Consider the following 22,018-nt stretch of genomic DNA (forward strand, 5'->3'; position numbering starts at 1 on the left):
GAGCGCGATGGATGGCGCGCTGCCGGCCAGCGGCCGGCACTACCCTTGCCTTGCTGACTCCGGGTCGCCTCAGGATCAGACCGCATTGAGCGGCGAGTACGCCAACCGGGCCCGGCCTTCACAGTTACCACGGCCCCTGCAATGCAACCATGCAGGACGCGCCCTGCCCCCATCGGTAACCTATGCCCCACCTTCGTCGTCTTTTTGGCCGCTGGCTGCGCCTGCGTCGTCGTGTGCGTTGGCGCTGGCGCGAGCACCAGGCGTCGGCCCCGGCCATCGAGGCCACCGAGGGCCCACTGCGTGCCGCGCTGTACAACGTTGAACAGATGGAGGAGTACGGCCGCGCGCTTGCGCGACAGCATCGCGTGCGGTTGCGCCCCAGTCCTGAGCGCCTGCTCGAACGGCTGCAGGCCAACGAGCGCGTGCTGGAAGACGCCAACACGCTGCTGAGCAGCGTGGTGCGCGAACAGCGGCCGGTGACCCCGGCGGGGGAATGGCTGCTCGACAACTACTACCTGGTCGAAGAACAGATCCAGACCGCGCGACGCCACCTGCCGCGCGGCTACAGCCGCCAGTTGCCTTCACTTGCCTCCGGCCCATCGGCCGGGTTGCCACGGGTGTATGAGCTGTCGATGCAGGCGATCGCGCACGGTGACGGCCGCATTGACGCCGATACGCTGGGCCGCTTCATCGCCTCGTACCAGTCGCTCGCGCCGCTGAGCCTGGGCGAACTGTGGGCGGTTCCGATCATGCTGCGCCTGGCACTGCTGGAGAACCTGCGGCGCATGGCCGCGCGGGTGATGCGCGATGGGACCGACCGCCGCCTCGCTACGCAGTGGGCTGACAATCTCAATCGCGCGGCGTCCGACACCCCTACCGATGTGGTTCTGGTGGTTGCCGACATGGCGCGATCCGCGCCGCCGCTGACCGGCGCGTTCATCGCCGAACTGACGCGCTCGCTGCAGGGGCGCGGCGGCGCGTGGGCCATGCCCATCGCCTGGCTGGAACAGTGGGCGGCAGCGGCTGGGCAGCGCATCGACGAACTGGTTGCCGCCGAGGGGCAACAGCAGGCGGCCGACCAGGTCTCCATCGGCAACAGCATCGGCAGCCTGCGTTTCCTCTCCACCATGGATTGGCGCACCTTTGTCGAAGACATGAGTGTGGTCGAGCAGCGGCTGCGGGAAGACCCCATGGGCGTCTATGCGCAGATGGATTTCGGCACCCGCGATGCCTACCGCCACGTGGTGGAGAAGATTGCCCGCGGCAGCCGCATCGCCGAGGAGCGCGTTGCGACCATCGCGCTGGACCTGGCACGGGCGGCTACGCCGGCGGACGGCCCACGCACGCACGTGGGCTACTGGCTGGTCGGCGAAGGCCTGCAGACCACTGTTGCGGCGGTGGCCGAGGCAGCACCGCGCCACCGCAAGGCACGGCGACTGGCGCATCGCGTGCCGCTTGCGCTGTACCTGCTGCCGATCGGCCTGCTGGCGGTGCTGGCCACCAGCGGCCTGCTGGCAACCGGCAGCGGCTCGGTACCTGTCTGGCTGGCCGCGCTGCTCGGGCTGCTGGTGTTCAGTGAACTCGGCATCGTGCTGGTGAACTGGACTGCGACGGTGCTGGTCGCGCCCAGGCCGCTTCCCAAGCTTGATTTCAGCGAAGGCATTCCTGCCGCGTGCGCCACCGTGGTCGCGGTCCCCTCGATGCTGTCCAGCGTCGACGGCATCGACGTTCTGGTCGAAGCGCTGGAGGTGCGCTTCCTGGCCAACCGCGATCCCCAGCTGCGCTTCGTGTTGTTGACGGATTTTCTCGACGCGCCAGCAGCACAGGCGCCGATGGACGACGCTCTGCTTGCGCACGCCGTGGCACGGATCGAGGAATTGAACCATCGTTACGCGCCCGAGCGCGGCGACCGCTTCTACCTGCTGCACCGGCCCAGGCAATGGAACCCGGGCGAAGGTGTGTGGATGGGCCACGAGCGCAAGCGCGGCAAGCTGGCCGCGCTCAATGCCCTGCTCCGCCAAGGCGATGCGGCGGCGTTCATGCGCATCGTCGGAGACGCGGCGGCCCTGATCGGCGTCCGTTACGTCATCACGCTGGACTCGGACACGCAGCTTCCGCGGGATGCGGCACGCGCGTTCGTCGCCACCTTGGCGCACCCGCTCAACCGCCCGCGCTTCGATCCGCAGCTGCAACGCGTGGTGGAGGGCTACGGCATCCTGCAGCCCAGCGTCGGCACCAGCCTGGGCCGGCGCCGCACCTCGCGTTTTGCCAGGATGTTCGGTAGCGAGCCCGGCATCGATCCGTACACGCGCATGGTTTCCGACGTCTACCAGGACCTGTTCGACGAAGGCTCGTTCGTGGGCAAGGGCATCTATGACGTCGACGCCTTCGAGCATGCGCTGGAAGGCCGCCTGCCCGAGAACCGCATCCTCAGCCACGATCTGCTGGAAGGCTGCTATGCACGCGCAGGCCTGGTCAGTGATGTGCGCCTGTACGAGGACTATCCCGAGCGCTACGCCGCCGACGCCAAGCGCCGTGCGCGCTGGATCCGTGGCGACTGGCAGCTGCTGCCGTGGTTGTTGCCGTGGACACCGCGCCCGGGTTCGGGTTGGGAACGCAACCGGCTCAGCCTGCTCTCGCGCGGCAAGTTGCTGGACAACCTGCGCCGGAGCGTGGTGCCGATCGCTGCCCTGGCGTTGTTGGTAGCCGGTTGGCTGTATGCGCGAAACCCTGCTGCGTGGACCGCGTGGGTGCTGGCGCTGTGGTTCGCGCCGCCGCTGATAGGCATGCTGCGTGATGGCCTGAGCGTTCCGGAAGACACTCCGCTGGAAGCGCATTACATCAAGGTCGGGCGCGGTACGTTGCAGTCGTTGCTGCGCGCATCCACCCAGATTGCGTGCCTGCCCTACGAAGCACTGCTGGCCAGTGACGCCGTGCTGCGCACGCTCTGGCGCATGGCCGTCACACGCCGTCACCTGCTGCAATGGAATCCCTCCAGCGAAGTCGAGCGCCGCCTTGGCAGCGACCGTGGCGCGGAATGGCGGGTGATGGCGCCGGCCTCGCTGCTGGCGCTCGCGCTGGTGGCTGTGGTGGCCGGCGTGCGTCCGCAGGCATTGCCGATCGCCCTGCCGCTGCTGTTGGCATGGACCTTTGCGCCGGCATTGATGGCGTGGCTGGGCCGCCCGCCGGCGGCAAGCGTGGCCGAGTTGTCGGTCACGCAACGGGCGTTCCTGGGCCGGCTGGCGCGGCGCACCTGGTCCTTCTTCCAGGCCTGGGTGCGCGAGCAGGACCATTGGCTGCCGCCGGACAACATCCAGGAGCATCCTGCGCTGGTGGTCGCGCGGCGGACCTCGCCGACCAACATCGGCCTGTCCCTGCTGGCGAATCTGTCTGCGTGGGATTTCGGCTATCTGCAGCAGGGCGCGGTGGCTGAACGTACCGCCCGCACGTTCGATACGCTGGACCAGCTGCCGCGCCATCGCGGCCACTTCCTGAACTGGTACGACACCGAAACCCTGGCACCGCTGCCGCCGCGCTACGTCTCCACGGTGGACAGCGGCAACCTAGCCGGCCACCTGCTTACCCTGCGCCAAGGCCTGCTCGCGCTGGTGGACGCCCCGGTGCTGGCGCCGCACACGTTCGATGGCCTGGCCGATACGCTGGGCGTGCTGGAAGAGGAGCGGCAGCGTCATCGCGCCGACGATGCGCCGCTGGTCGAGGCGCTCAATCATCTTCGCCAGCGCTTGGCGTCTACGCGTGTCGACCGTCCCGTCGGGACGGCGCAGTCGCTGGCCCGTCTGCAGGAACTGGCCGGTCTGGCCGACGCCGTGCTGCTGCAATGGCCGGCACCGCCCTCGCCCGAGGACGGTGAGCTGCATTGGCCGGCGCTGTTCGCCGCCGAATGCCATGCCGCCCACGCCTCGCTTGCCGATATCCCTGCCGATGCCAGCGCGGCCGTCGATGCACCGGTGCCAAGCCTGCGTCAGTTGGCCGCCCTGCCCGGTACGGCCGGCGCGGACGCGCGCGCGCGCATCGAGCAGCTGCAGGACCTGGCGCACCGCGCCGGGCAGTTCTCGCTGATGGAATACGGGTTCCTGTTCTACCGTACCCGCAACCTGCTTTCGATCGGCTACAACGTAGACGACCACCGCCTCGACAACAGCTTCTACGACCTGCTGGCTTCCGAAGCGCGGCTGGGCGCGTTCGTTGCCATTGCGCAGGGCCAGCTGGCACAGGAAAGCTGGTTCGCGCTCGGCCGCATGCTCACCGAGGTCAACGGCACGCCGACACTGCTGTCATGGAGTGGCTCGATGTTCGAGTACCTCATGCCGCAGCTGGTGATGCCCAGCTATCCGGACACGTTGCTGGACCAGACCGCACGGCACGCGGTCGAGGCGCAGATCGTCTACGGGCGTACGTTGAACCTGCCATGGGGCGTATCCGAGTCCGGCTACAACGCCGTCGATGCCCGCCTGAACTACCAGTACCGGGCGTTCGGCGTGCCCGGATTGGGGCTCAAGCGCGGCCTGGGCCAGGACCGGGTCATCGCGCCCTATGCCAGCATGATGGCGCTGATGGTGGCGCCGGAAGCGGCCTGCCAGAACCTACAGGTGCTGGAAGGATTGGGGTTCTGCGGGCGTTTCGGCATGTACGAGGCCATCGACTACACGCCCACCCGGGTGCCGCCGGGACAGGATCACGTCCTGTTGCGTTCGTTCATGGCCCACCACCAGGGCATGGGCCTGCTGTCGCTGGATTACCTGCTGCGCGACCAGCCGATGCAGCGCCGCTTCCTTGCCGATGTCGAGTTCCAGGCGACCTTGCTGCTGCTGCAGGAACGTATCCCGCGCGTGGGCGTGTTCCATCCACATGAGGTCGAAGCGCTTGGCGAGCACTCGGCACTGGCCGAGCACGAGACGTCCCTGCGCGTCCTGCGCGACCCGGGTGGCCCGCGCCCGGAAGTGCAGCTGCTGTCCAACGGTCGCTACCACGGCATGCTGACCCATGCCGGCGGCGGCTACAGCCGCCACGGCGACCTGTCGCTTACCCGCTGGCGCGAGGACGGCACCACCGATGCATGGGGCACGTTCTGCTATCTGCGCGACGTGGACAGCGGCGAGTTCTGGTCTGCCGCCTACCAGCCCACCTGCGTGGCAGTGGACAATTACGAGGCGATCTTCTCTGACGCCAAGGCGGAATTCCGCGGTGTGCGCCGCGGCTGCGAGAGCCACCTGCAGGTCGCCATCTCCGCCGAGGACGACATCGAGCTCAGGCGCCTGCGCCTGACCAACCGCAGCCGTCGCCCGCGCACGGTGGAGATCACCACCTATGCCGAAGTGGTGCTGGCACCCGCCGCGGCCGACGATGCGCACCCGGCCTTCAGCAACCTCTTCGTGCAGAGCGAGATCCTGGCCGCAAAGCAGGCGGTGCTGTGCACGCGCCGGCCACGTTCGCACGACGAGGTGCCGCCGTGGATGTTCCATCTGGTGGCGGTGCACGATGCGGAGGTGGTGGCGATCTCCTATGAAACCGACCGTGCGCGCTTCCTGGGCCGTGGCAACACGCCGCGGACGCCGCAGGCATTGACCACCGATGCCGACCTGTCCGGCACCGATGGCTCGGTGCTGGACCCGATCGTGGCCATCCGCGTCCGCGTGGTGCTTGAGCCCGAGCAGACCGTACAGCTGGACATGGTGTATGGCATCGGCGCCAGTCGCAGCGGTTGCGAAGCACTGGTGGACAAATACCGTGATCGCCGCCTGGCCGACCGCGTCTTCGACCTGGCCTGGACACACAGCCAGGTGGTGCGCCGGCAGATCAACGCAAGCCAGGCCGAGGCATCGCTGTACGAGCGCCTGGCCAGCCACGTGCTGTATGCCGGTCCGCTGCTGCGCGCCGGTGCAGGCGTCCTGCAGCAGAACCAGCGAGGACAATCCGGGCTGTGGGGTCATGCCATCTCCGGTGACCTGCCCATCGTGCTGCTGAAGGTCACCGACGCGGACAACGTGGAACTGGTCCGGCAACTGGTGCAGGCGCATGCCTACTGGCGCCAGAAGGGTCTCAACACCGACCTGGTCATCTGGAACGACAGCAAGGCCGGCTATCGGCAGGAGCTGCAGGACCAGATTCTGGGAATGGTGGCCGCCAGTTCGGAGACCGGCCTGCTCGACCGCCCCGGCGGCATTTTCGTGCGGCCGGTGCAGAACATGACCCACGAGGACCGCATTCTGTTGCAGGCGGTGGCACGGGCGGTCATCAGCGACGAAGACGGTACGTTGGTCGCGCAGGTGGGGCGTCAGCCGTTGCCTCCGCGACGGATCCCGGCTCTGGTGCCGCAGGCGCTGCAGCAGGAGCTGGCCCTGTCGATGGAGGCGACGCCCGGACTGCCCATCGTTGCCGACCTGGGCCCGGAGCCCGGACTGCCGCCGAGCGCCGAGCACGACGAGGAAGTGGACGACCCGTGGCCTTTCCTTCCCTACCGCGGCACCGGCCGATTCGACAACGGCACCGGCAGTTTCAGCGAGGACGGCCGCGAGTACGTCGTGGTGGTACGCGAAGGCGCGCCGACGCCGGCGCCATGGGCCAACGTGATCGCCAACGCCCGCCTGGGCACGGTCATCAGTGAGAGTGCACCGGGCTACACATGGTTCGAGAATGCACACGAATTCCGCCTGACGCCTTGGCTCAATGATCCGGTGTCAGACACTGGCGGCGAAGCCTTCTACGTGCGCGACGAGGACACCGGTCGTGTCTGGTCGCCGATGCCGCTGCCGCGCCGTGGCACCGGCGCGTACCGTACGCGCCATGGCTTCGGCTACACGGTCTACGAGCATGTTGAAGACGGCATCGCCAGCGAATTGTGGGTCTTCGTCGACGTCGCCGCGCCGCTGAAGTTCTCGGTCCTGCGGCTGCACAACCTGTCGGGCCGGCCACGGCGGTTGTCGGCCATCGGCTACGTTGAATGGGTGATGGGTGACCTGCGCGCGAAGTCGCGCATGCACGTACTCACCGAACGTGACCCGCAGAGTGGCGCGCTACTGGCGCGCAACACCTACAGCACCGACTTCGGCGGCCGGATGGCCTTCTTCGACACCGATGCCGATGGCTGCGGCTGGACCTGTGACCGACTGGAGTTCATCGGCCGCAACGGCAGCCTGCACGCACCGGCGGCGTTGCGTCGCGAGCGCCTGGATTCACGGCTGGGTGCGGGCCTGGATCCCTGCGCGGCGATCCAGGTGCCGTTGCTGCTGGCTGCAGGCGACCGCAGCGAAACGACGTTCCGCCTTGGCGCCGGGCGCAACCGCAAGGAAACGCTGGCGTTGGCGCGAAGCCGCCAGGGCGCCCATGAGGCCATCGACGCGCTGGACGCCGTGCGCATCCACTGGCGCAACGTGCTGGCCACAGTGCAGGTGCGCACGCCAGACCCGGCGCTGGACGCACTGGCCAATGGTTGGCTGGTCTACCAGACGCTCGGCTGCCGCTACCTGGCACGCAGTGGCTACTATCAATCAGGCGGTGCGTTCGGTTTCCGCGACCAGCTGCAGGATGCACTCGCCCTCGTGCACGCTCGCCCGGACCTGACCCGCGAGCACCTGCTGCTATGCGCTGCACACCAGTTCACCGAAGGCGACGTGATGCACTGGTGGCACCCTCCGCAAGGTCGCGGCGTGCGCACCCGCTGTTCGGACGATTACCTCTGGCTGCCGCAGGGCGCATGCCGCTACCTGGAGGTTACCGGCGACGCCAGCGTGCTGGACGAAGTGGTCGGCTACATCGAGGGACGCGCGGTGACACCCGAAGAGGAAGGGTATTACGACATGCCCACGCCTTCGACGCAGCGCGGCACGCTGTATGCGCACTGCGTGCTCGCGCTCGAGCGCGGTTGCCGCTTGCTCGGCGAGCGCGGCCTGCCACTGATGGGCAGCGGGGATTGGAACGACGGCATGAACCGCGTCGGCGACCAGCAGCGCGGTGAAAGCGTGTGGCTCGGCTTCTTCCTGCATGACACGCTCCGCCGCTTCATCGGGCTGGCCAACGCGCATGGCGATGCACCCCGTGCAGAGTGGTGCCAACAGCAGGCCGAAAGCCTGCGCCAGAACCTGGAACAGCATGCCTGGGACGGGGCATGGTATCGCCGCGCCTGGTTCGACAACGGCGCGCCATTGGGCTCGTCACAGAACGAAGAATGCCGCATCGATTCGATTTCGCAGAGCTGGTCGGTGCTGTCAGGCGTCGCCGCGCCTGAACGTGCCTCGCAAGCGCTGGATTCGCTGTACACGCACCTGGTGCGAAAGGACGCCAAGCTGATCCAGCTGCTCGATCCGCCCTTCGACCAGACCCCGGAAGACCCCGGCTACATTCGTGGCTACGTACCGGGCGTGCGCGAGAATGGCGGCCAGTACACCCACGCGGCCGTGTGGGCGGCCATGGCATTCGCACAGCAGGGCGATGCGGTGCGTGCCTGGGAGCTGGCCGGCATGATCAACCCGCTCAGTCACACGCTGGACCCGGAGGCGATCCAGACCTACCGCGTCGAGCCCTATGTGCTGGCAGCCGACGTCTACGCCGTGCCTCCGCACGTCGGGCGAGGCGGCTGGACGTGGTACACCGGCTCGGCCGGTTGGATGTATCGCCTGCTGGTCGAATCGCTGCTGGGCATACGTCGGCAGGGCGATCGTCTTTCGCTGGCACCGTGCCTGCCCGATCACTGGCCGTCATTCGAACTGAGCTACCGCTTCGGCCGCAGCTTCTACGAGTTCGTGGTGACCCGCACTGCGCAGGACCAGCCCACGCTGCACGTGGATGGCGTGCTGCAGCCGGACCTCACCGTCCTGCTGCGCGACGACGGCCATCACTACCGCGTCGCGCTTGATCTGGGTGCGGCCCCGGGATGAACGTGCGCCCTGAAATACAGATGCAGCTTGATGCGCTGGCCGAGATGCTGGTGCACTGGTTGGCGCGGTCGCGCCATCCAGCGCAGTTCTGGCCGCAGTTTGAAACGCTGGCTGCGGAGATTCTGGACCAATGCGAGCACGCAGAAAGGGGCCAGGCGCACGCGTGCATCCAGGACATGCTCAAAAGCCACGCGCTGGAGCTTCCATCCTGGTACGAGCGTGATGACAGCCTGCCGCCGGAGAAGTCAGGAGAGTGATGGCCAGCGCCCTGCGTTACGATGCCGGGCTCAACTGACCAGAGATACGCGTGCCCGTCTCCACTCGCCTGATGCTTGCCATCGCAGCTTCCCTGCTGCCGCTTTCCGGGACGATCGCAGCACCGTCCACCCTGCCCGCCTCCACCGCCCCGGCCAGCAGCTGCCAGGACGACGCGTCCCACTGCCCCGCATGGATGCCCTCACAGGCCGAGATGCGCAACACCATCGCCGACCATTTCTGCGAGCTGGCCGGCCAGGGGCGCATCCAGCCTCGGGTAAAGCCGTTGGTCCGCGCCGAATCCTCGCCACTGAACTGTGGTGCGCTGGGAGAGCAGGCCGGTTCGAACTTTGTCTGCGGCGGTGAAATGCGCTTCGTCGGCAAGGGCGGCGAAATGGACACCATCACGTTCAGTCCCACGCTTCGCCGCGAGGAGGATGGGCGCATCGCGTTCTACGTGGGCAATGACGAGGAGGGTGAACAGGTGTGGCGGGTGCCCGCCCCGCGGGCCACCTCAGCGACATGTGCGGTGCGCTGAGCGCTGAGCGCGGCACATCTGCGCGCGCTCCGCTTCAGAACAGCTTGTGCGGGATTTCACGATCGAACCTGTTACGGGCGTCCATTTCCAAGTGAGCCATTGGCGTGTCCGGTTTTACTGGGCGGCAGGCTATCGTCCCCCTGCCGCATGACGGCCTCGATCCAGTCGACGTAGCGTGACACGCGAACGTTGTGGACCATCTGGCCATAGAAGCCCGCTTCAAGGGCATGCTCGGGTACGGCCGTGATCCAGGACCCCAGTCCCACCAATTGCCAGGTGCCGTGGTCGTTGACCACAAGCGGACCACCGCTGTCTCCACTTCCCAGTACGCCCTCAAGCGGCAGGCCCTGCGGCGGCGGATCGAACCGGTACCAGAGATACCGCTGATTGCCGCCGGTAATCGTGTTGTGGGCCCGCCGCAGGGATGTACGGTGCTGCGCATCCGGCAACTGGCCAACCGCACCGTTGCCGGTGGCGCCCTTCCCCATCAGGACGGCGACCTGCGTGACCTCTGCTGAACCCCGATACAGCGCCACGGGCGTGGCATCGGTCACCGGCGCGGCAAGCTTGATCAGCGCGATGTCATCCGAGGCCGCCAGGAAGGCATGGATCCGGGAAGGACTTCCTGTTGCCATCGCCTCCTTGCCCAGAGCCTCGGGCATCCTCCGGTAGCCGGGATGCAGGAATACGCGTTCAACGCCATACGCGTTGCCATTGATCGCGATCGTTGCTCCCATCCCTTCCATCGGCGCTGCATGCGCTGCGGTCAGCACCCAACGCGGGGCGATGAGAACGCCGTGCCCCTCTCCCGGCATGTCCGCCAGCGCCGGGAAGTCAGATCGTTCGATGCGGCACCTGCCATCTTCGACATCATCAAGGATGACGATGGCCCCGGCAGCGAACGGGAGCGCGGCAAGCAGCAGAAAGAGCCAGCGATTCATCGAGAGCATTCATCCTTGGGGTCGATCAATCCAGCCTAGCCAAACGCATCGACATTGCTGATGGACGCGCGACCAATTCCCGTGATGGCCGACGAAGGGATGGAAACCACGATTGAAACCGGGACGCGCCGAGACGTTTAATGTTCACCGCGCAAAGCGAGCCTGGCATTCCTGCGGATCGAACAGCCCGTACGTGCGCAGGATTTCGAGGTTGGTTCGCGCCCTTGAATCCCTCTGTTCACAGCCCCGGAGCGAAGATCGGAAACCGGGAAGGAGCCCGTCCATGAGAACGTCGCGCACTTCACCGGGTGAAGTACAGACACCCGGCCACGGCGATCGGCATCGGGTCGGCCTCGATGCGCTGGGCCACCAGTGCCATCACTTCAATGCCATCGCCCTGGGCTTCCGGTGCTGACTGGACCACCCGCATTCCTCCGGGTTCGCCCTGCGTCCCCGGCCCATCGAGGGAAAGCGATTTGGTGAGGTCTGCAGCAAGGGCTGCATCGAAGACAGCCACCACGGAACTGCGCGACAGTATCAGCCGCGTGGACGGATGACCGAAGACCAGAGCCGGTGCTGGAAGCTTCATTTCCGCGACAACGCCGGGCATCTCGCCCAGTGCGTTGCTGTAACCCCCACCCATGCCGGCGATCGGCTGCCAGCCACCCGATGGCTTCCCGCGGGTTGCGATGTCACGCAATTGATGGGCCAACGCACGGAATGCGGTGCGATCCGCCTTGCAGGACACGAGTGCCAGCGCCTGATCGATTTCATCCTGCTTGGGAACGGTGCTGCGGATCGATTCTGCTGCCGGGGCGTTCGGGGCAATGACAAGCCCCAAGCCTGCGAGCAGTAGAATCCTGTTCAACGTACGGGTGATCAATGCGCAATGCTCCTGCCTGGGGTGCCAACACTGTTCGGCACGACACCGGACAGCTGGGAAACACCCTCTCTATCGGGAAACATCATTGCCAGCGAGAGCTTCCCGCGCGGCGATTTTTTCGACCAGCGTATCGATCGCAGCCTCCATGGCGCGCGCCGTCTGGTCGCCGCTCTGGTTGGTGATGATGAAGATGCCAAGATCGTACTTGGGCACGATGTAGATGTAGCACTGCGACCGCGGTACGCCACCATGATGCGCATGATAGACGCCCTTCAGCTGGTCACCGGAAACGATGTTCCAGAAGTAGCCGATGCTGAACTCCGAATCGAACGTGAGCAGAGGCCGATGCGACTCCTTTACCACCGGCCCGTTGGCCAGCTGGAACCTGAGGTACTTCACCATTTCCGGGACAGTTGCCTTCACGTTCCCGGAGGCGCCCCACGGCAACTGTGGCATGGGCGTGGTCGGCATCGGGTTGTCGCTGTGATAGCCGACCGCAAGCCGGGGCGCTTCGCTGTCGCTGAGTCTGATTCTGAGACCCGTCATCGCCGCGGAATCGCCAAGGAATCCGCGTAACAGCGACTCGTAGTCGCTGTTGTAGACGGTTTCCAGGATATGCGCTGTCAGTTCCGTTCCGGCACTGGAGTAGGCGTAGTCTTTGCCGGGTGCCCGGTCAATCTCGACGGCGTGCAGATCCTTGAAGAAGTCAGCCTTGCCGTAGTGCGCATAGAGGGTGTTGAGTTCGCTGGGCGTACGATGATCGGTGAAGTCCTCCAACACCGTGTTCGCACGTTCCGGCAGCATGTTCGGCAGGCCGCTGGTGTGCGACAGCAGATGGCGGATGCGGATGGGCTCGCCCTTGTACTGCAGGTTCGGATAGTCCCCCTGCAGGTACTGCCGGACGTCGTCGTCCAGACTGACCTTGTGTTCCAGAACGGCATTGGCCATCAGGGTGCCGGCCAGGGTCTTGCTCAACGAACCGATCTCGTAGAGGGTCGCATCGGTTGGAGGGCCAGGCTTGCCGGTTTCCATGTCGCCGCGATGACGGACGAATTCCTCGCCCCGGTACACGACGCCGATCGAGGTCGAATGAAGTAGCGGCTGCTGGATCAGGGTCGCGGCAACTTCGTCGATCTCCGCCCCGAGATCCTTCGTTGCGGCCTTCTCGCTGGCGCAGCCTGCCGCCAACAACGCCGCGGATACGACCAAGCTGCCGAGCCATCGCCTGTTTCGAACAGTCATCGGATTCGCATGCATGCGTAGGCGCTTGAAGGGAGGTGGGAAAAGGGCTCTCAAGATAGCCGATGGCTGAGACTGACGCCCGTGCCTGTAGTCGCGGCATGGTCAGAATCCCCCTACTCCGCAGCCAGGGCCTGGATCGGGTCCAGCTGCGCGGCACTGCGTGCGGGGAAGTAGCCGAAGCCCAAGCCGATAGCCGACGAACACGCCAGCGCGGCCAATACCGGCGCGGCGGTAAACAGGAGCGGTACGCCCAGCGACAACAGGCTGGACAACGCACCCACGCTGAAGGCGAACAGCACGCCGAGTACGCCGCCGAAGAGACAGATCAGCACCGCTTCGATCAGGAACTGGCGCAGGATGTCACTCTGCCGCGCGCCCACGGCCAAGCGCACGCCAATCTCGCGCACGCGTTCCTTCACCGATACCAGCATGATGTTCATCACCCCTACCCCACCCACTATCAAGGCGACGGCGGCGATGGCTGACACCAGCGCGGCCATGGTCTGGCTGGACTTCATCACCGCCTTGCGGATCTGGTCGGCGTTGTAGATGAAGAAGTCGCGGCTGCCGTGCCGGTGCTGCAGTTCGGCGGCCAAGGAGGCTTCGGCTGCGCCTGTGGAGACGCTGTCACGCACCCGCACGGTGATGCTCTCCAGCCGCTGGTTGCCCAGGAGGCGCGAGGACGCGGAGGTATACGGCACATAGACGGTGGGCGTTGCACCGCCGGCAAAGGCGCTGGCGCCGACCACGCCGATCACCTCTAGCGGCATGCCGCCCAGCAGCACCGTGCTGCCGATCGGGTTGCCGGCAAACAGTGCGGTGGCAGCCTTCTGGTCGACCACCCCCACTGCGCGGTGTGCGTCCACTTCAGCATCGGTGAAGAAGCGCCCGGCCTTCAGGCGCAGGCCGCGTACGCGTGGCAGATCCGCACCAACGCCCATCACCTGGGTGTTGGCACGCCGGCTGCCCTGCAACGCGGCCACCGAGCCGCTCAAGGACGGGCTGACGCTGTCCACATAGCTGAGTGCGGCCAGATGGTCGGCATCAGCGATCACCAGTGTTTCGATTTCCGCCGAACGCGGGTCACCGAAATCAGTGCCCGGGAAGATCTCCAGGGTGCTGGCACCGAGCTCGTTGATCTGTGACTCCACCTGCGCCTGTGCGCCTTTGCCCAATGCCACTACGGTGACCACAGCGGCCACGCCGATGATGATCCCGAGCATGGTCAGCAACGTGCGCAGGCGATGGCCCAGCATCGAGCGCACTGCCATGTGCGCAACCTCGCGCACGCCATCCAGTCGAGCACGCCGCTCGGCACGCGATGAGCGTTCGGGCGGCGATTCGGAGTGCGCGGACAACCGACCGCCCACCCCGCGGTCCGCCACGACGCGTCCGTCGGCAATCTCGATTACCCGCGCCGCGTGGGCGGCAACCGATGCATCGTGGGTCACCAGGATGACCGTGTGGCCCTGCGCATGCAGGCGCTTCAGTTCGGCCATCACCTGTTGGCCGCTGGCATTGTCCAACGCACCGGTGGGTTCGTCGGCCAGCACGATCGCACCGCCGTTCATCAATGCACGGGCGATGGACACGCGCTGCTGCTGGCCGCCGGACAGCTGGCTCGGCCGGTTGCCGGCACGCTCGCCCAGCCCCAACGCTTCCAGCAGTGTGTGTGCTCGCGCCGTGCGCGCCTGGGCATCCACGCCCGCGTACACCGCTGGCAGCGCCACATTCTCGATGGCGCTCAGGTTCTCCATCAGGTTGTAGCGCTGGAAGATGAATCCAAAGTGTTCGCGCCGCAGGCATGCCAGCTCGTCCGGTGGCATCTGCTCGGTGGCCGCACCGTCCACGCGATAGTTGCCTTGGGTGGGCCGGTCCAGGCAGCCAAGTATGTTCATCAGGGTGGACTTGCCCGAGCCCGATGGGCCGATGATCGCAATGAATTCGCCTGCATCGATGCGCAGCGATACATCCTTCAGCACCACCACCTCACCGGCGGCAGTGTGGTAGGCGCGCGATACGCCGTGCAGTTCAAGCAGCGCGTGGGTCATGCTCACATCCCCAGCAGGCTGGTGGCCTGCGGTTCGCCGCCACTGGGTGCCTGCCCGATCACCACGCTCTCGCCGGCCCGCAGCCCGGACAGTATCTGCACGGCGGTAGCAGTGCGCAGGCCCGTGGTCACCACGCGCTGCTGGATGTGCCCCTTGCGATCCATTACGCGCACGGTGCTTTCAGTGCTGTTCCTGTCATCCTGTTCGTCCAGCGCCGTCAACGGTACCTGCAGCGCGTTGGCCACCCGCGCCAGCTGCAGGGTTACCTTCACCGTCATCGATGGCTTCAGCTTCAGACCGGGGTTGGCCACGTCGAACAGGCCTGCGTAGTACACCGCCTTCGGTGTCTGCGCTGAGCTGCCGGGGTTGCCGGAGGCCACGTCGGCAATCGAGGATGGCGCGGGCTCCAACTGCTGCAGGTGGGATTCGTAACGGCGTCCGCTCGGTCCCAGCGTCGAGAACCATAGCGGCTGGCCAGGTGCGATCAGTTCCACGTCGGCCTCGGCGATCTCGGCACGTACGGTCATCGTGTCCATCTGTGCCAGCATCACGATGGTCGGCGTGGTCTGCATGGAGTTCAGTGTCTGCCCAGGCTTGGTGACGATGGCGACGATGTAGCCGTCGGTCGGCGAGAGAATGCGGGTATAGCCCAGGTTGATCCGGGCCGTTTCCACCTGGGTCACTGCTTGATCGATCTGCGCCTGTAATGCAGCCACCTCCGAGCGTGCCGCATCGCGTGCAACCCGGGCGGCCTCGAAGCCCTCCTGCGAGACCAGCTGCGATACCACCAGCTGCGACTGCCGATCATGCATGCGGCTGGCCTGCGCATAGCGGGCCAGGCTGGCGGCATGCTGCGCGCGCAGTGCGTTGGTGGACGCTTCGGCACTGCGCAGGGCGATGCGCTGCGGCTGCGAATCGACCTCGGCGATCAGGTCGCCGGCGTGCACGCGCTGCCCCAGCACCACGTGCAGGCGTTTGACCTGTCCAGACACCTGCGCGCCGACCGCCACCAGTTCCTTCGGATTGACTCGCCCCACCGCCTGGACGGTCTTCTCGAGATCGGCCACCCTTGCCGGCGCGGTGATCAGGGCGCCATCATCGCCATCGGCGAACGCCCACCACACGGCGCTGCCCGCAAGGGCGGCCACGGCAGTGGCAATGATCAGAGTCTTGCGGGTGTTCATCGAGATGCCCGGCTGCTTGCGGTCACCCATCGCGACCGCCAAGGCCTCAGTCTGGGAGCCGTAGTTGGACGTTTCCTGGAGCCAGTGTGGAGATCGCATGGAGCCGGGGCCTGCGTTCAGGTGCACCACCCGCCGCTGAACCCGCCGGCGCGGATCCACACAATCTCGACACAATCTCGACCGGGTCTCCATCAAGGGGCTCTAGCCTCGCTGGGGTCGTCCACCCCCTGCCTGCAATGAAGCGAGATATCCGCACCCATCAGATGCCGTTGATCCTGATTGCCGAAGATGAAGGCGAAATCGCCGATATCCTTAGCGCCTACCTTGCGCGGTTCGGAATGCGCAGTGTCAGGGCGAGCGATGGCGAGGCCGCACTGGCGAGCCACCACCAGCTGCGGCCCGACCTGGTACTGCTGGATGTGCAGATGCCGAAGAAGGATGGCTGGCAGGTGCTGAGCGAACTGCGTCGGCGCGGCAATACGCCTGTCATCATGCTTACGGCACTCGACCAGGACCTGGACAAGCTGACCGGCCTGCGCGTGGGCGCCGACGACTATGTAGCCAAGCCGTTCAACCCGGCCGAGATCGTCGCGCGCATCCAGGCGGTGCTGCGCCGTAGCGCGCGCTCTGGCGCCGATGTGCCCAACGGCGTGATCCGCCAGGGGCCGTTCGAGATCGATCTGCGCAGCCACGATGTGACGGTCCATGTCGAAGGCCAAGGACGTGCGTTGACTTTCACCCTCACTGAATTCCGCCTGCTGGTGCACATGGCCCGCGCACCGCGCCAGGTACATGTGCGCGCCGATCTTCTGCACGCCTGCCTGCCCGAAGGCGATGCCCAGGAACGCACCGTAGACAGCCACGTGAGCAAGCTGCGCCGCAAGCTGGAGGATGTGGGCGTACACGGCGTTCCGGCGACCATCCGCGGCGTTGGCTATCGCTTGCTGGGCTGACTGATGACCACCAAAGGCAAGAGCATCGGCCGCCAGATCACGCTTTCGATCGTGGTGGCATCACTGTGTTCGACGGTCCTGTCGATCGCCGGCTTCTATCTGTTCTATTACCTGATGGAAGTCTTCTATCCGCGCTGGTACGACACGCCTCAGACGATGCTGCCGTCGGGGCTGGAGTGGCTGTGGATCGGCCTCACTGCCACGCTGGTCATCGTATTGGCTTCGCTGATCGCTTCGCGCCTGACCTGGCGCATCATCACGCCCTTGAACTCGGTGGCCGAAAGCCTTCGCCGCGTGGCCAGCGGTGATCTGGATGCGCGTGCACGCGGCGACCACACCTCGATGACTGAAGCGGCCACGCTGGTCAGCGACTTCAATTCCATGGCCGAGCGGCTGAGCCGGATGTCGCAGAACCGGGTGTTCTGGAACGCCGCGATCGCGCACGAACTGCGCACGCCGATGACCATTCTGCGCGGCCGCCTGCAGGGCATCGCCGACGGTGTGTTCGAGCCACGGCCGGAGCAGTTCACCAGTATGCTGACCCAGCTGGAAGGCCTGACGCGCATCATCGAAGACCTGCGGGTCGTGAGCCTGGCCGAAAGTGGTCACCTGGACCTGCGCCTGCAGCGCAGCGACGTCAGCGCTCAGGTGGGCGCGGTAGTGGAAGCGATGTCCGATGCCCTGGCCGAGAGCAGTTTCTCGGTGACGCTGGACGCGCGGCCGGCGCTGGTGGACTGCGACCCGGCACGCATCCGCCAGGCGGTACTGGCCCTGCTGGAGAATGCGCGCCGCCACGCTACGCCTTGCCCGCTGCGGGTGTATGTGAAGCTGGCCGAAGGGCACTGCACGGTGACCGTGGACGACGGCGGGCCTGGCGTGCCGGATGAGCTGCGCGACAACATTTTCGAAGCCTTCCAGCGCACCGACGTCTCACGTTCCCGCCAGGGCGGCGGTTCCGGGCTCGGCCTTGCGGTGGTGCGTGCGATCGCTGTCGCCCATCACGGAACGGCACAGTGCCGGCCGAGCGGGCGTGGCGGCAGTGCGTTCGAGATCCGCTGGCCGGTGCACGCCCGTCGCTGAACGCCGTCGGTTCCTCCACGCGATCTCCATCGTTCCTCCATCTCCACTCCAAGGCGCTGCCGATACTGGGCAGAGCCGGGGGCCCTCCATCGATCCCCTGCCCCATCCTCGATCTGCCCAGGTCCCCATGAAGCCCCCACACGATCCGGCCGTCGCAGCCGGCAGCATCGGCCAGCAGAATGCGGCCGCCACCCTGAAAGCCATCCTGCGCACCTACCCCTGGCAGCTCACTGGCACCTTTTCGCTGGTGGCGCTGGAGAATGCGCTGCTGCTGGCCTATCCGCTGTTCGCCGGCTTCGCGGTGGACGCGATCATCCGTGGCAACGTCGGCCATGCCATTTCCTACGCCGGCGTGGTGCTGCTGTTCTGGCTGGTAGGCGCCGCCCGCCGTGCGGTCGATACACGCACCTTCACCCGTATCTACGCCGATCTGGCGGTAAACGTGGTGCAGGCGCAGCGGCGCCAGGGCCAGGCTACCTCCACCTCGGCGGCGCGGGTGGTACTGGCCCGCGAGTTCGTCGACTTCTTCGAGAAGCACGTGCCGATCATCGCCACTGCGCTCGTTTCCATGTTCGGCGCGGCGGCGATGCTGCTGGCAATCGAACCCCTGGTTGGGGCCGCCAGCCTCATCGCCCTGCTCGGTGCGCTGGTGTTGCTGCCCTCGTTCGCTCGCCGCAACGAGCAGTTGCACGGCCGCCTGAACAACCGGCTGGAGCATGAAATCCGGCTGGTCGACCGGGTCGGCCCGTCGGTACTGCGCCGCCACTACCGCACCCTGTCGCGACTGCGCATCCTGCTGTCCGATCGCGAGGCTGGTGCCTTCGTGGTGGTCGGTGCGGCTGCTGCGGTGCTGTTTGCCTTGACCATCGGCCGCCTCGCCACGACCGATGGCGTGACCCCTGGCCACGTCTATGCGGTGATTACCTACCTGTGGACCTTTGTCGGCAGCCTGGACGATGCACCGTCGATGGTCGACCAGCTGGCAAGGCTGAAGGACATCGGCCGCCGGGTCAGCCCGGGAATGGAGGATGCGGAGAACAACGTCCACCCCGGGCCATGAGCCACCGCAGCTGTCTAGGCGATTGTCTCCATTGCTGCGGGCAGAGCGACAACCGAGCCGCCCAGCACTTGCCAGACACCGGCCGTCTTCCCCCAGAAGCGGCAGTATCTGAAGCGGCCAGAGAAGGCTGCGCCATCGAAGGTTCCGGCCAGGGCCGCAGTGGTGAGTGCAACAGCGGTTTGATCATGCAGGGCAATCTCCACCGATTGCCATTCGGCCATGCTCAGCTTCTGGCGCCCTGAACGATGCAGGGCCAGATCATCCTGCTTGCCAAACACTTCGCCCGAAGGCCCCAAAAAGATCAGGGCGTCTGCAATCAGGCCATCCAGCGCGGCCACGTCGCTGGTGAGCATCGCGATGCGCAGCGCCTCTTCGAGCTGCCGTATTTCAGTGTCCATGCCGGCTCCATGGTAGTTGGGCGATTGCTGCGTCAGTGACAACCTGCCATCACTGCCGATGGGCTTCGGGCGCCAGGGTATGGATCACCCTGCCCTGCGCGTCCAGGAACTCGAGGGCCCCGTAGCCTTCCGGCGTTACGGTCAGGCGCAGCCTGGCGCGGTCCTGTTGATCGTTCAGCGCGATGGCAGGGGTGCCATCGGCAGCCACCGCCATCTCGATGCGTGTTGGCGTCTGCACCCCCGGAATCAGGCGATTGTCCAGCCGCGGCTCGCGAATCAGCGGCGGCGCCTGGTTGATCGAGAACCGAACGTCGCCGTCGGGCGACACACGCCAGCCAATTGCATCCATGGCCGGGTGGTCAAGCGCCAGTACGGCCATGCCGCCCTCCACGTCTGCGGTTCCAAAGCCACCGCGCTCGCTGCCCTTGTGGTCGTACAGCACAATGCCCGCCACATTGAAGGCTCGCTTGTACTGGATGCCATCGATGATGGGCGGTGGCGTCTGGCCCGAGAGCGTCATCCGGATCACTCCGTTCTCGTCGACGATATCGATCCGCCGCGCCGTGATGCGTTCTTTGTCGGGAGCATCCACGCGGGTCTGCGGCGAGGTGCTGACGATCACCTTCTGCAGCTGCTCGACCGAGGGGCGTTTGGGGCTGGTGGTTTCCGCCGCCAGGGCGGCCATGGAAAAAGAAGAAAACGCGATGGCGGTTGCAATGCAGTGTGCTCGATTCATGGGTTCTCCCAGGGCCAGGAAGGATTCACGCGCGGATACGGGACTACGCCGGCCATGTCAGCCACGCGCCCGGCTCGACGACCTGCACGGGCACGGCACGGTCACCGGCTGCCTTGCGAAGCCGCCCAAGCGGGTCGTCCACTTCCGCATAGTTGTCCATTCCGCTGATGCCATAGTGAATAGGCACCAGCGTGCGTGCGCCGAGGATTGCCGCCGCTGCCACCGCTTGCTCCGGCGTCAGTACGCCAGGCTGGCCACTTACGGGCTCGCGCCAGCCGAACGTGGCGCCATTAATGGGGAGGAAGGCCGCATCGAACGGTCCGAACTGGCGCCCGATACGCCACCAATGGCCGTGCCATTGGGTGTCGCCGCCATGGAAGATGCGTCGGCCGCCCGCTGTTACCACCCAGGAAACCTGCGTATCGCCGTAGCCGTCCGATGCCGGTACCGGCGTTGCAGTGAAGTCGCCCAGCAATTGGGGCTCCCACAGCGCGCTCGGCCGTGCACGTGCGGCTGCGGGTAGCGGCATGGGCTGCAGGCCGGCTGGATATGCGAGTGTTCCCCCTTTGCTGAGCGCCGCCGCAACCGCATCTGCATCGAAGTGATCGGAGTGGGTGTGGGTGACAAGCACGTGGCTTTCGCCCGGCACATCGTTCACCGGCACCAGCCGGTCCGGCAACGCCTTGCCCCACGTTGCGGGATTCACCAGCGGATCAATCAGCAGCGTGCTCTCCGGCAATTGCAGCCGCACCCCGGCCCACGCCAATCGCTGGGCGCGCAGGCTGCGCATCGCCGCCGGTGGCGCTGCGGCGCCGGCAGGGACCAGCGCAGCAGCGGCCACACCGGCGCAACTGGCAAGGAAGCGTCTGCGACTGCCCAGCGCCGGCGCGTTGAAGGAATCGTGTTTCATGCGGCCTGCTCCCTTGCTGCCAGCGCAGCATCCAGGGAGAAGATCGACTGCGCGACGATCGCCGTGAGATTGTGTCCATGCCATTCTCGTTCGAATGCCGTCGGCGTTACCCCCGACGCGATGCAATCCTCCAGTCTGATGGCTGCCATCAGCGCTGTGGTTTCCGTCGGCGCAGTTCGCAGCCGGATATCCACGACGATCTCCTGCATCCGCTGCAGGTAGTGGAGTGCATTGCCCAGCACCGCCGCATCGAAGACCCCGATATGCCCGCCGACCACCCTGCTGCGCCCGAACTGCTGGATACGGCCGATGGCGGCGCGCTGCAGCGCCGGGTCCGACCGGGAGAGATAGACGATGTTGCCGACGATGTTGTCGCCCACGCAGACCAGATCGGCGCTCGGCACATCCACGCTCATGTGGTCCATCGTCTTGCCGGGGTTGTACAGGAAGCGCAGCTGGTGGCGCCCCCAGCGCATGGCGAGATTGTCGAACACGATATCGGGATCGCGGTAGCGTGATGCCACCGGTTGGTTCTGCGAAAGAAAGGCATGCCGGTGATGGCGGTGCGCCAGGGTCAGCGCCTCCGGAAACAGCGTCATGCCACAGATGTGGTCGCTCATGAAATGGGTGGCGGCAACCAATCGCACCCTCTTGCCCATCTGCCCGTACAGCACGTCACGCAACCAGGCGGCATCCTCCTCGCTGCCCAACGCGTCCACCAGCAGCACCTGGTCTCCGTTGACGAAGGCGGTAGCGACCGATTCAACCTGGTCACCGACGAACATCAGCACATCTGGGGCAAGCTCCTGAATACGCATGGTGGGCTTTCCGGGTGGGAGGATCGGCATCATCACCAGCTCATGCGGCACCCGGCAAACGAGTAGTTCTACGCT

At 66.1% G+C, this 22,018-nt stretch carries 15 protein-coding genes; 6 read left to right on the forward strand and 9 right to left on the reverse strand.

Going from position 1 to position 22,018, the window contains the following annotated elements:
• Window positions 1-182: 182 nt before the first annotated feature.
• The 3 genes from CLM74_RS11265 (at window position 183) to CLM74_RS11275 (ending at window position 9,687) form a co-directional block, all read left to right on the forward strand.
• On the forward strand, window positions 183-8,894 hold the full coding sequence (locus CLM74_RS11265) for a glycoside hydrolase family 94 protein (RefSeq protein WP_105164084.1): 8,712 nt from the start codon (window positions 183-185) through the stop codon (window positions 8,892-8,894).
• Entirely contained in the window at window positions 8,891-9,151 is a 261-nt protein-coding gene (locus CLM74_RS11270) for a hypothetical protein (RefSeq protein ID WP_158684139.1), read from the forward strand. Before CLM74_RS11265 ends, CLM74_RS11270 begins: the two co-directional genes overlap by 4 nt.
• 71 nt (window positions 9,152-9,222) lie before the next feature.
• Complete coding sequence (locus CLM74_RS11275) at window positions 9,223-9,687, forward strand: hypothetical protein (RefSeq protein WP_234003335.1); 465 nt, start codon at window positions 9,223-9,225, stop codon at window positions 9,685-9,687.
• Between the two features lie 71 nt (window positions 9,688-9,758).
• Here CLM74_RS11275 and CLM74_RS11280 read toward each other — a convergent pair whose 3' ends face one another.
• The 5 genes from CLM74_RS11280 to CLM74_RS11300 form a co-directional block, all read right to left on the reverse strand.
• Entirely contained in the window at window positions 9,759-10,628 is an 870-nt protein-coding gene (locus CLM74_RS11280) for a trypsin-like serine protease (protein ID WP_105164998.1), read from the reverse strand.
• Window positions 10,629-10,929: 301 nt separating this feature from the next.
• Window positions 10,930-11,511, reverse strand: a complete 582-nt coding sequence (locus tag CLM74_RS11285; RefSeq protein ID WP_158684140.1) for a hypothetical protein — start codon at window positions 11,509-11,511, stop codon at window positions 10,930-10,932.
• Window positions 11,512-11,580: 69 nt separating this feature from the next.
• The gene (locus CLM74_RS11290) at window positions 11,581-12,753 is read right to left on the reverse strand and encodes a serine hydrolase domain-containing protein (protein ID WP_105164999.1); all 1,173 of its coding nucleotides are present in this window, start codon (window positions 12,751-12,753) and stop codon (window positions 11,581-11,583) included.
• 113 nt (window positions 12,754-12,866) lie between these two features.
• Window positions 12,867-14,804 carry a MacB family efflux pump subunit gene (locus CLM74_RS11295; protein WP_105164087.1) on the reverse strand — a complete coding sequence of 646 codons (1,938 nt, stop codon included), beginning with the start codon at window positions 14,802-14,804 and terminating at the stop codon, window positions 12,867-12,869.
• 2 nt (window positions 14,805-14,806) lie between these two features.
• On the reverse strand, window positions 14,807-15,988 hold the full coding sequence (locus CLM74_RS11300; protein ID WP_105165000.1) for an efflux RND transporter periplasmic adaptor subunit: 1,182 nt from the start codon (window positions 15,986-15,988) through the stop codon (window positions 14,807-14,809).
• 236 nt (window positions 15,989-16,224) lie between these two features.
• On the opposite strand from CLM74_RS11300, the gene CLM74_RS11305 reads away from it, so the two are divergent.
• The 3 genes from CLM74_RS11305 (at window position 16,225) to CLM74_RS11315 (ending at window position 19,081) form a co-directional block, all read left to right on the forward strand.
• Window positions 16,225-16,941, forward strand: a complete 717-nt coding sequence (locus tag CLM74_RS11305; protein WP_105164088.1) for a response regulator — start codon at window positions 16,225-16,227, stop codon at window positions 16,939-16,941.
• 3 nt (window positions 16,942-16,944) lie between these two features.
• On the forward strand, window positions 16,945-18,021 hold the full coding sequence (locus CLM74_RS11310) for an ATP-binding protein (protein ID WP_088099990.1): 1,077 nt from the start codon (window positions 16,945-16,947) through the stop codon (window positions 18,019-18,021).
• 127 nt (window positions 18,022-18,148) lie between these two features.
• Complete coding sequence (locus CLM74_RS11315) at window positions 18,149-19,081, forward strand: ABC transporter six-transmembrane domain-containing protein (RefSeq protein WP_105164089.1); 933 nt, start codon at window positions 18,149-18,151, stop codon at window positions 19,079-19,081.
• 14 nt (window positions 19,082-19,095) lie between these two features.
• Here CLM74_RS11315 and CLM74_RS11320 read toward each other — a convergent pair whose 3' ends face one another.
• The 4 genes from CLM74_RS11320 to CLM74_RS11335 all read right to left on the reverse strand — a co-directional run bounded on the left by CLM74_RS11320 (window position 19,096) and on the right by CLM74_RS11335 (window position 21,976).
• Entirely contained in the window at window positions 19,096-19,479 is a 384-nt protein-coding gene (locus CLM74_RS11320) for a nuclear transport factor 2 family protein (RefSeq protein ID WP_105164090.1), read from the reverse strand.
• Window positions 19,480-19,528: 49 nt separating this feature from the next.
• Window positions 19,529-20,215: a hypothetical protein gene (locus tag CLM74_RS11325; RefSeq protein WP_105164091.1), complete on the reverse strand. Its 687-nt coding sequence runs from the start codon at window positions 20,213-20,215 to the stop codon at window positions 19,529-19,531.
• A 43-nt stretch (window positions 20,216-20,258) separates the two neighbouring features.
• Window positions 20,259-21,005, reverse strand: a complete 747-nt coding sequence (locus CLM74_RS11330; protein ID WP_199776048.1) for an MBL fold metallo-hydrolase — start codon at window positions 21,003-21,005, stop codon at window positions 20,259-20,261.
• Window positions 21,006-21,121: 116 nt separating this feature from the next.
• Window positions 21,122-21,976 carry an MBL fold metallo-hydrolase gene (locus CLM74_RS11335; RefSeq protein ID WP_105164093.1) on the reverse strand — a complete coding sequence of 285 codons (855 nt, stop codon included), beginning with the start codon at window positions 21,974-21,976 and terminating at the stop codon, window positions 21,122-21,124.
• Window positions 21,977-22,018: the final 42 nt, after the last annotated feature.

It is taken from the genome of Stenotrophomonas sp. MYb57 (assembly GCF_002966815.1).
In the GTDB taxonomy this organism is placed as follows: domain Bacteria; phylum Pseudomonadota; class Gammaproteobacteria; order Xanthomonadales; family Xanthomonadaceae; genus Stenotrophomonas; species Stenotrophomonas indicatrix.

Excerpts from the sequence above, each read along its gene's own strand:
- CLM74_RS11290 (WP_105164999.1), bottom strand. The coding sequence starts at position 12,753 with ATGACTGTTCGAAACAGGCGATGGCTCGGCAGCTTGGTCGTATCCGCG.
- CLM74_RS11265 (WP_105164084.1), top strand. The coding sequence starts at position 183 with ATGCCCCACCTTCGTCGTCTTTTTGGCCGCTGGCTGCGCCTGCGTCGT.
- CLM74_RS11325 (WP_105164091.1), bottom strand. The coding sequence starts at position 20,215 with ATGAATCGAGCACACTGCATTGCAACCGCCATCGCGTTTTCTTCTTTT.
- CLM74_RS11330 (WP_199776048.1), bottom strand. The coding sequence starts at position 21,005 with ATGCGCAGCCTGCGCGCCCAGCGATTGGCGTGGGCCGGGGTGCGGCTG.
- CLM74_RS11295 (WP_105164087.1), bottom strand. The coding sequence starts at position 14,804 with ATGACCCACGCGCTGCTTGAACTGCACGGCGTATCGCGCGCCTACCAC.
- CLM74_RS11335 (WP_105164093.1), bottom strand. The coding sequence starts at position 21,976 with ATGATGCCGATCCTCCCACCCGGAAAGCCCACCATGCGTATTCAGGAG.
- CLM74_RS11315 (WP_105164089.1), top strand. The coding sequence starts at position 18,149 with ATGAAGCCCCCACACGATCCGGCCGTCGCAGCCGGCAGCATCGGCCAG.
- CLM74_RS11270 (WP_158684139.1), top strand. The coding sequence starts at position 8,891 with ATGAACGTGCGCCCTGAAATACAGATGCAGCTTGATGCGCTGGCCGAG.
- CLM74_RS11310 (WP_088099990.1), top strand. The coding sequence starts at position 16,945 with ATGACCACCAAAGGCAAGAGCATCGGCCGCCAGATCACGCTTTCGATC.
- CLM74_RS11320 (WP_105164090.1), bottom strand. The coding sequence starts at position 19,479 with ATGGACACTGAAATACGGCAGCTCGAAGAGGCGCTGCGCATCGCGATG.
- CLM74_RS11300 (WP_105165000.1), bottom strand. The coding sequence starts at position 15,988 with ATGAACACCCGCAAGACTCTGATCATTGCCACTGCCGTGGCCGCCCTT.
- CLM74_RS11280 (WP_105164998.1), bottom strand. The coding sequence starts at position 10,628 with ATGAATCGCTGGCTCTTTCTGCTGCTTGCCGCGCTCCCGTTCGCTGCC.
- CLM74_RS11305 (WP_105164088.1), top strand. The coding sequence starts at position 16,225 with ATGAAGCGAGATATCCGCACCCATCAGATGCCGTTGATCCTGATTGCC.
- CLM74_RS11275 (WP_234003335.1), top strand. The coding sequence starts at position 9,223 with ATGCTTGCCATCGCAGCTTCCCTGCTGCCGCTTTCCGGGACGATCGCA.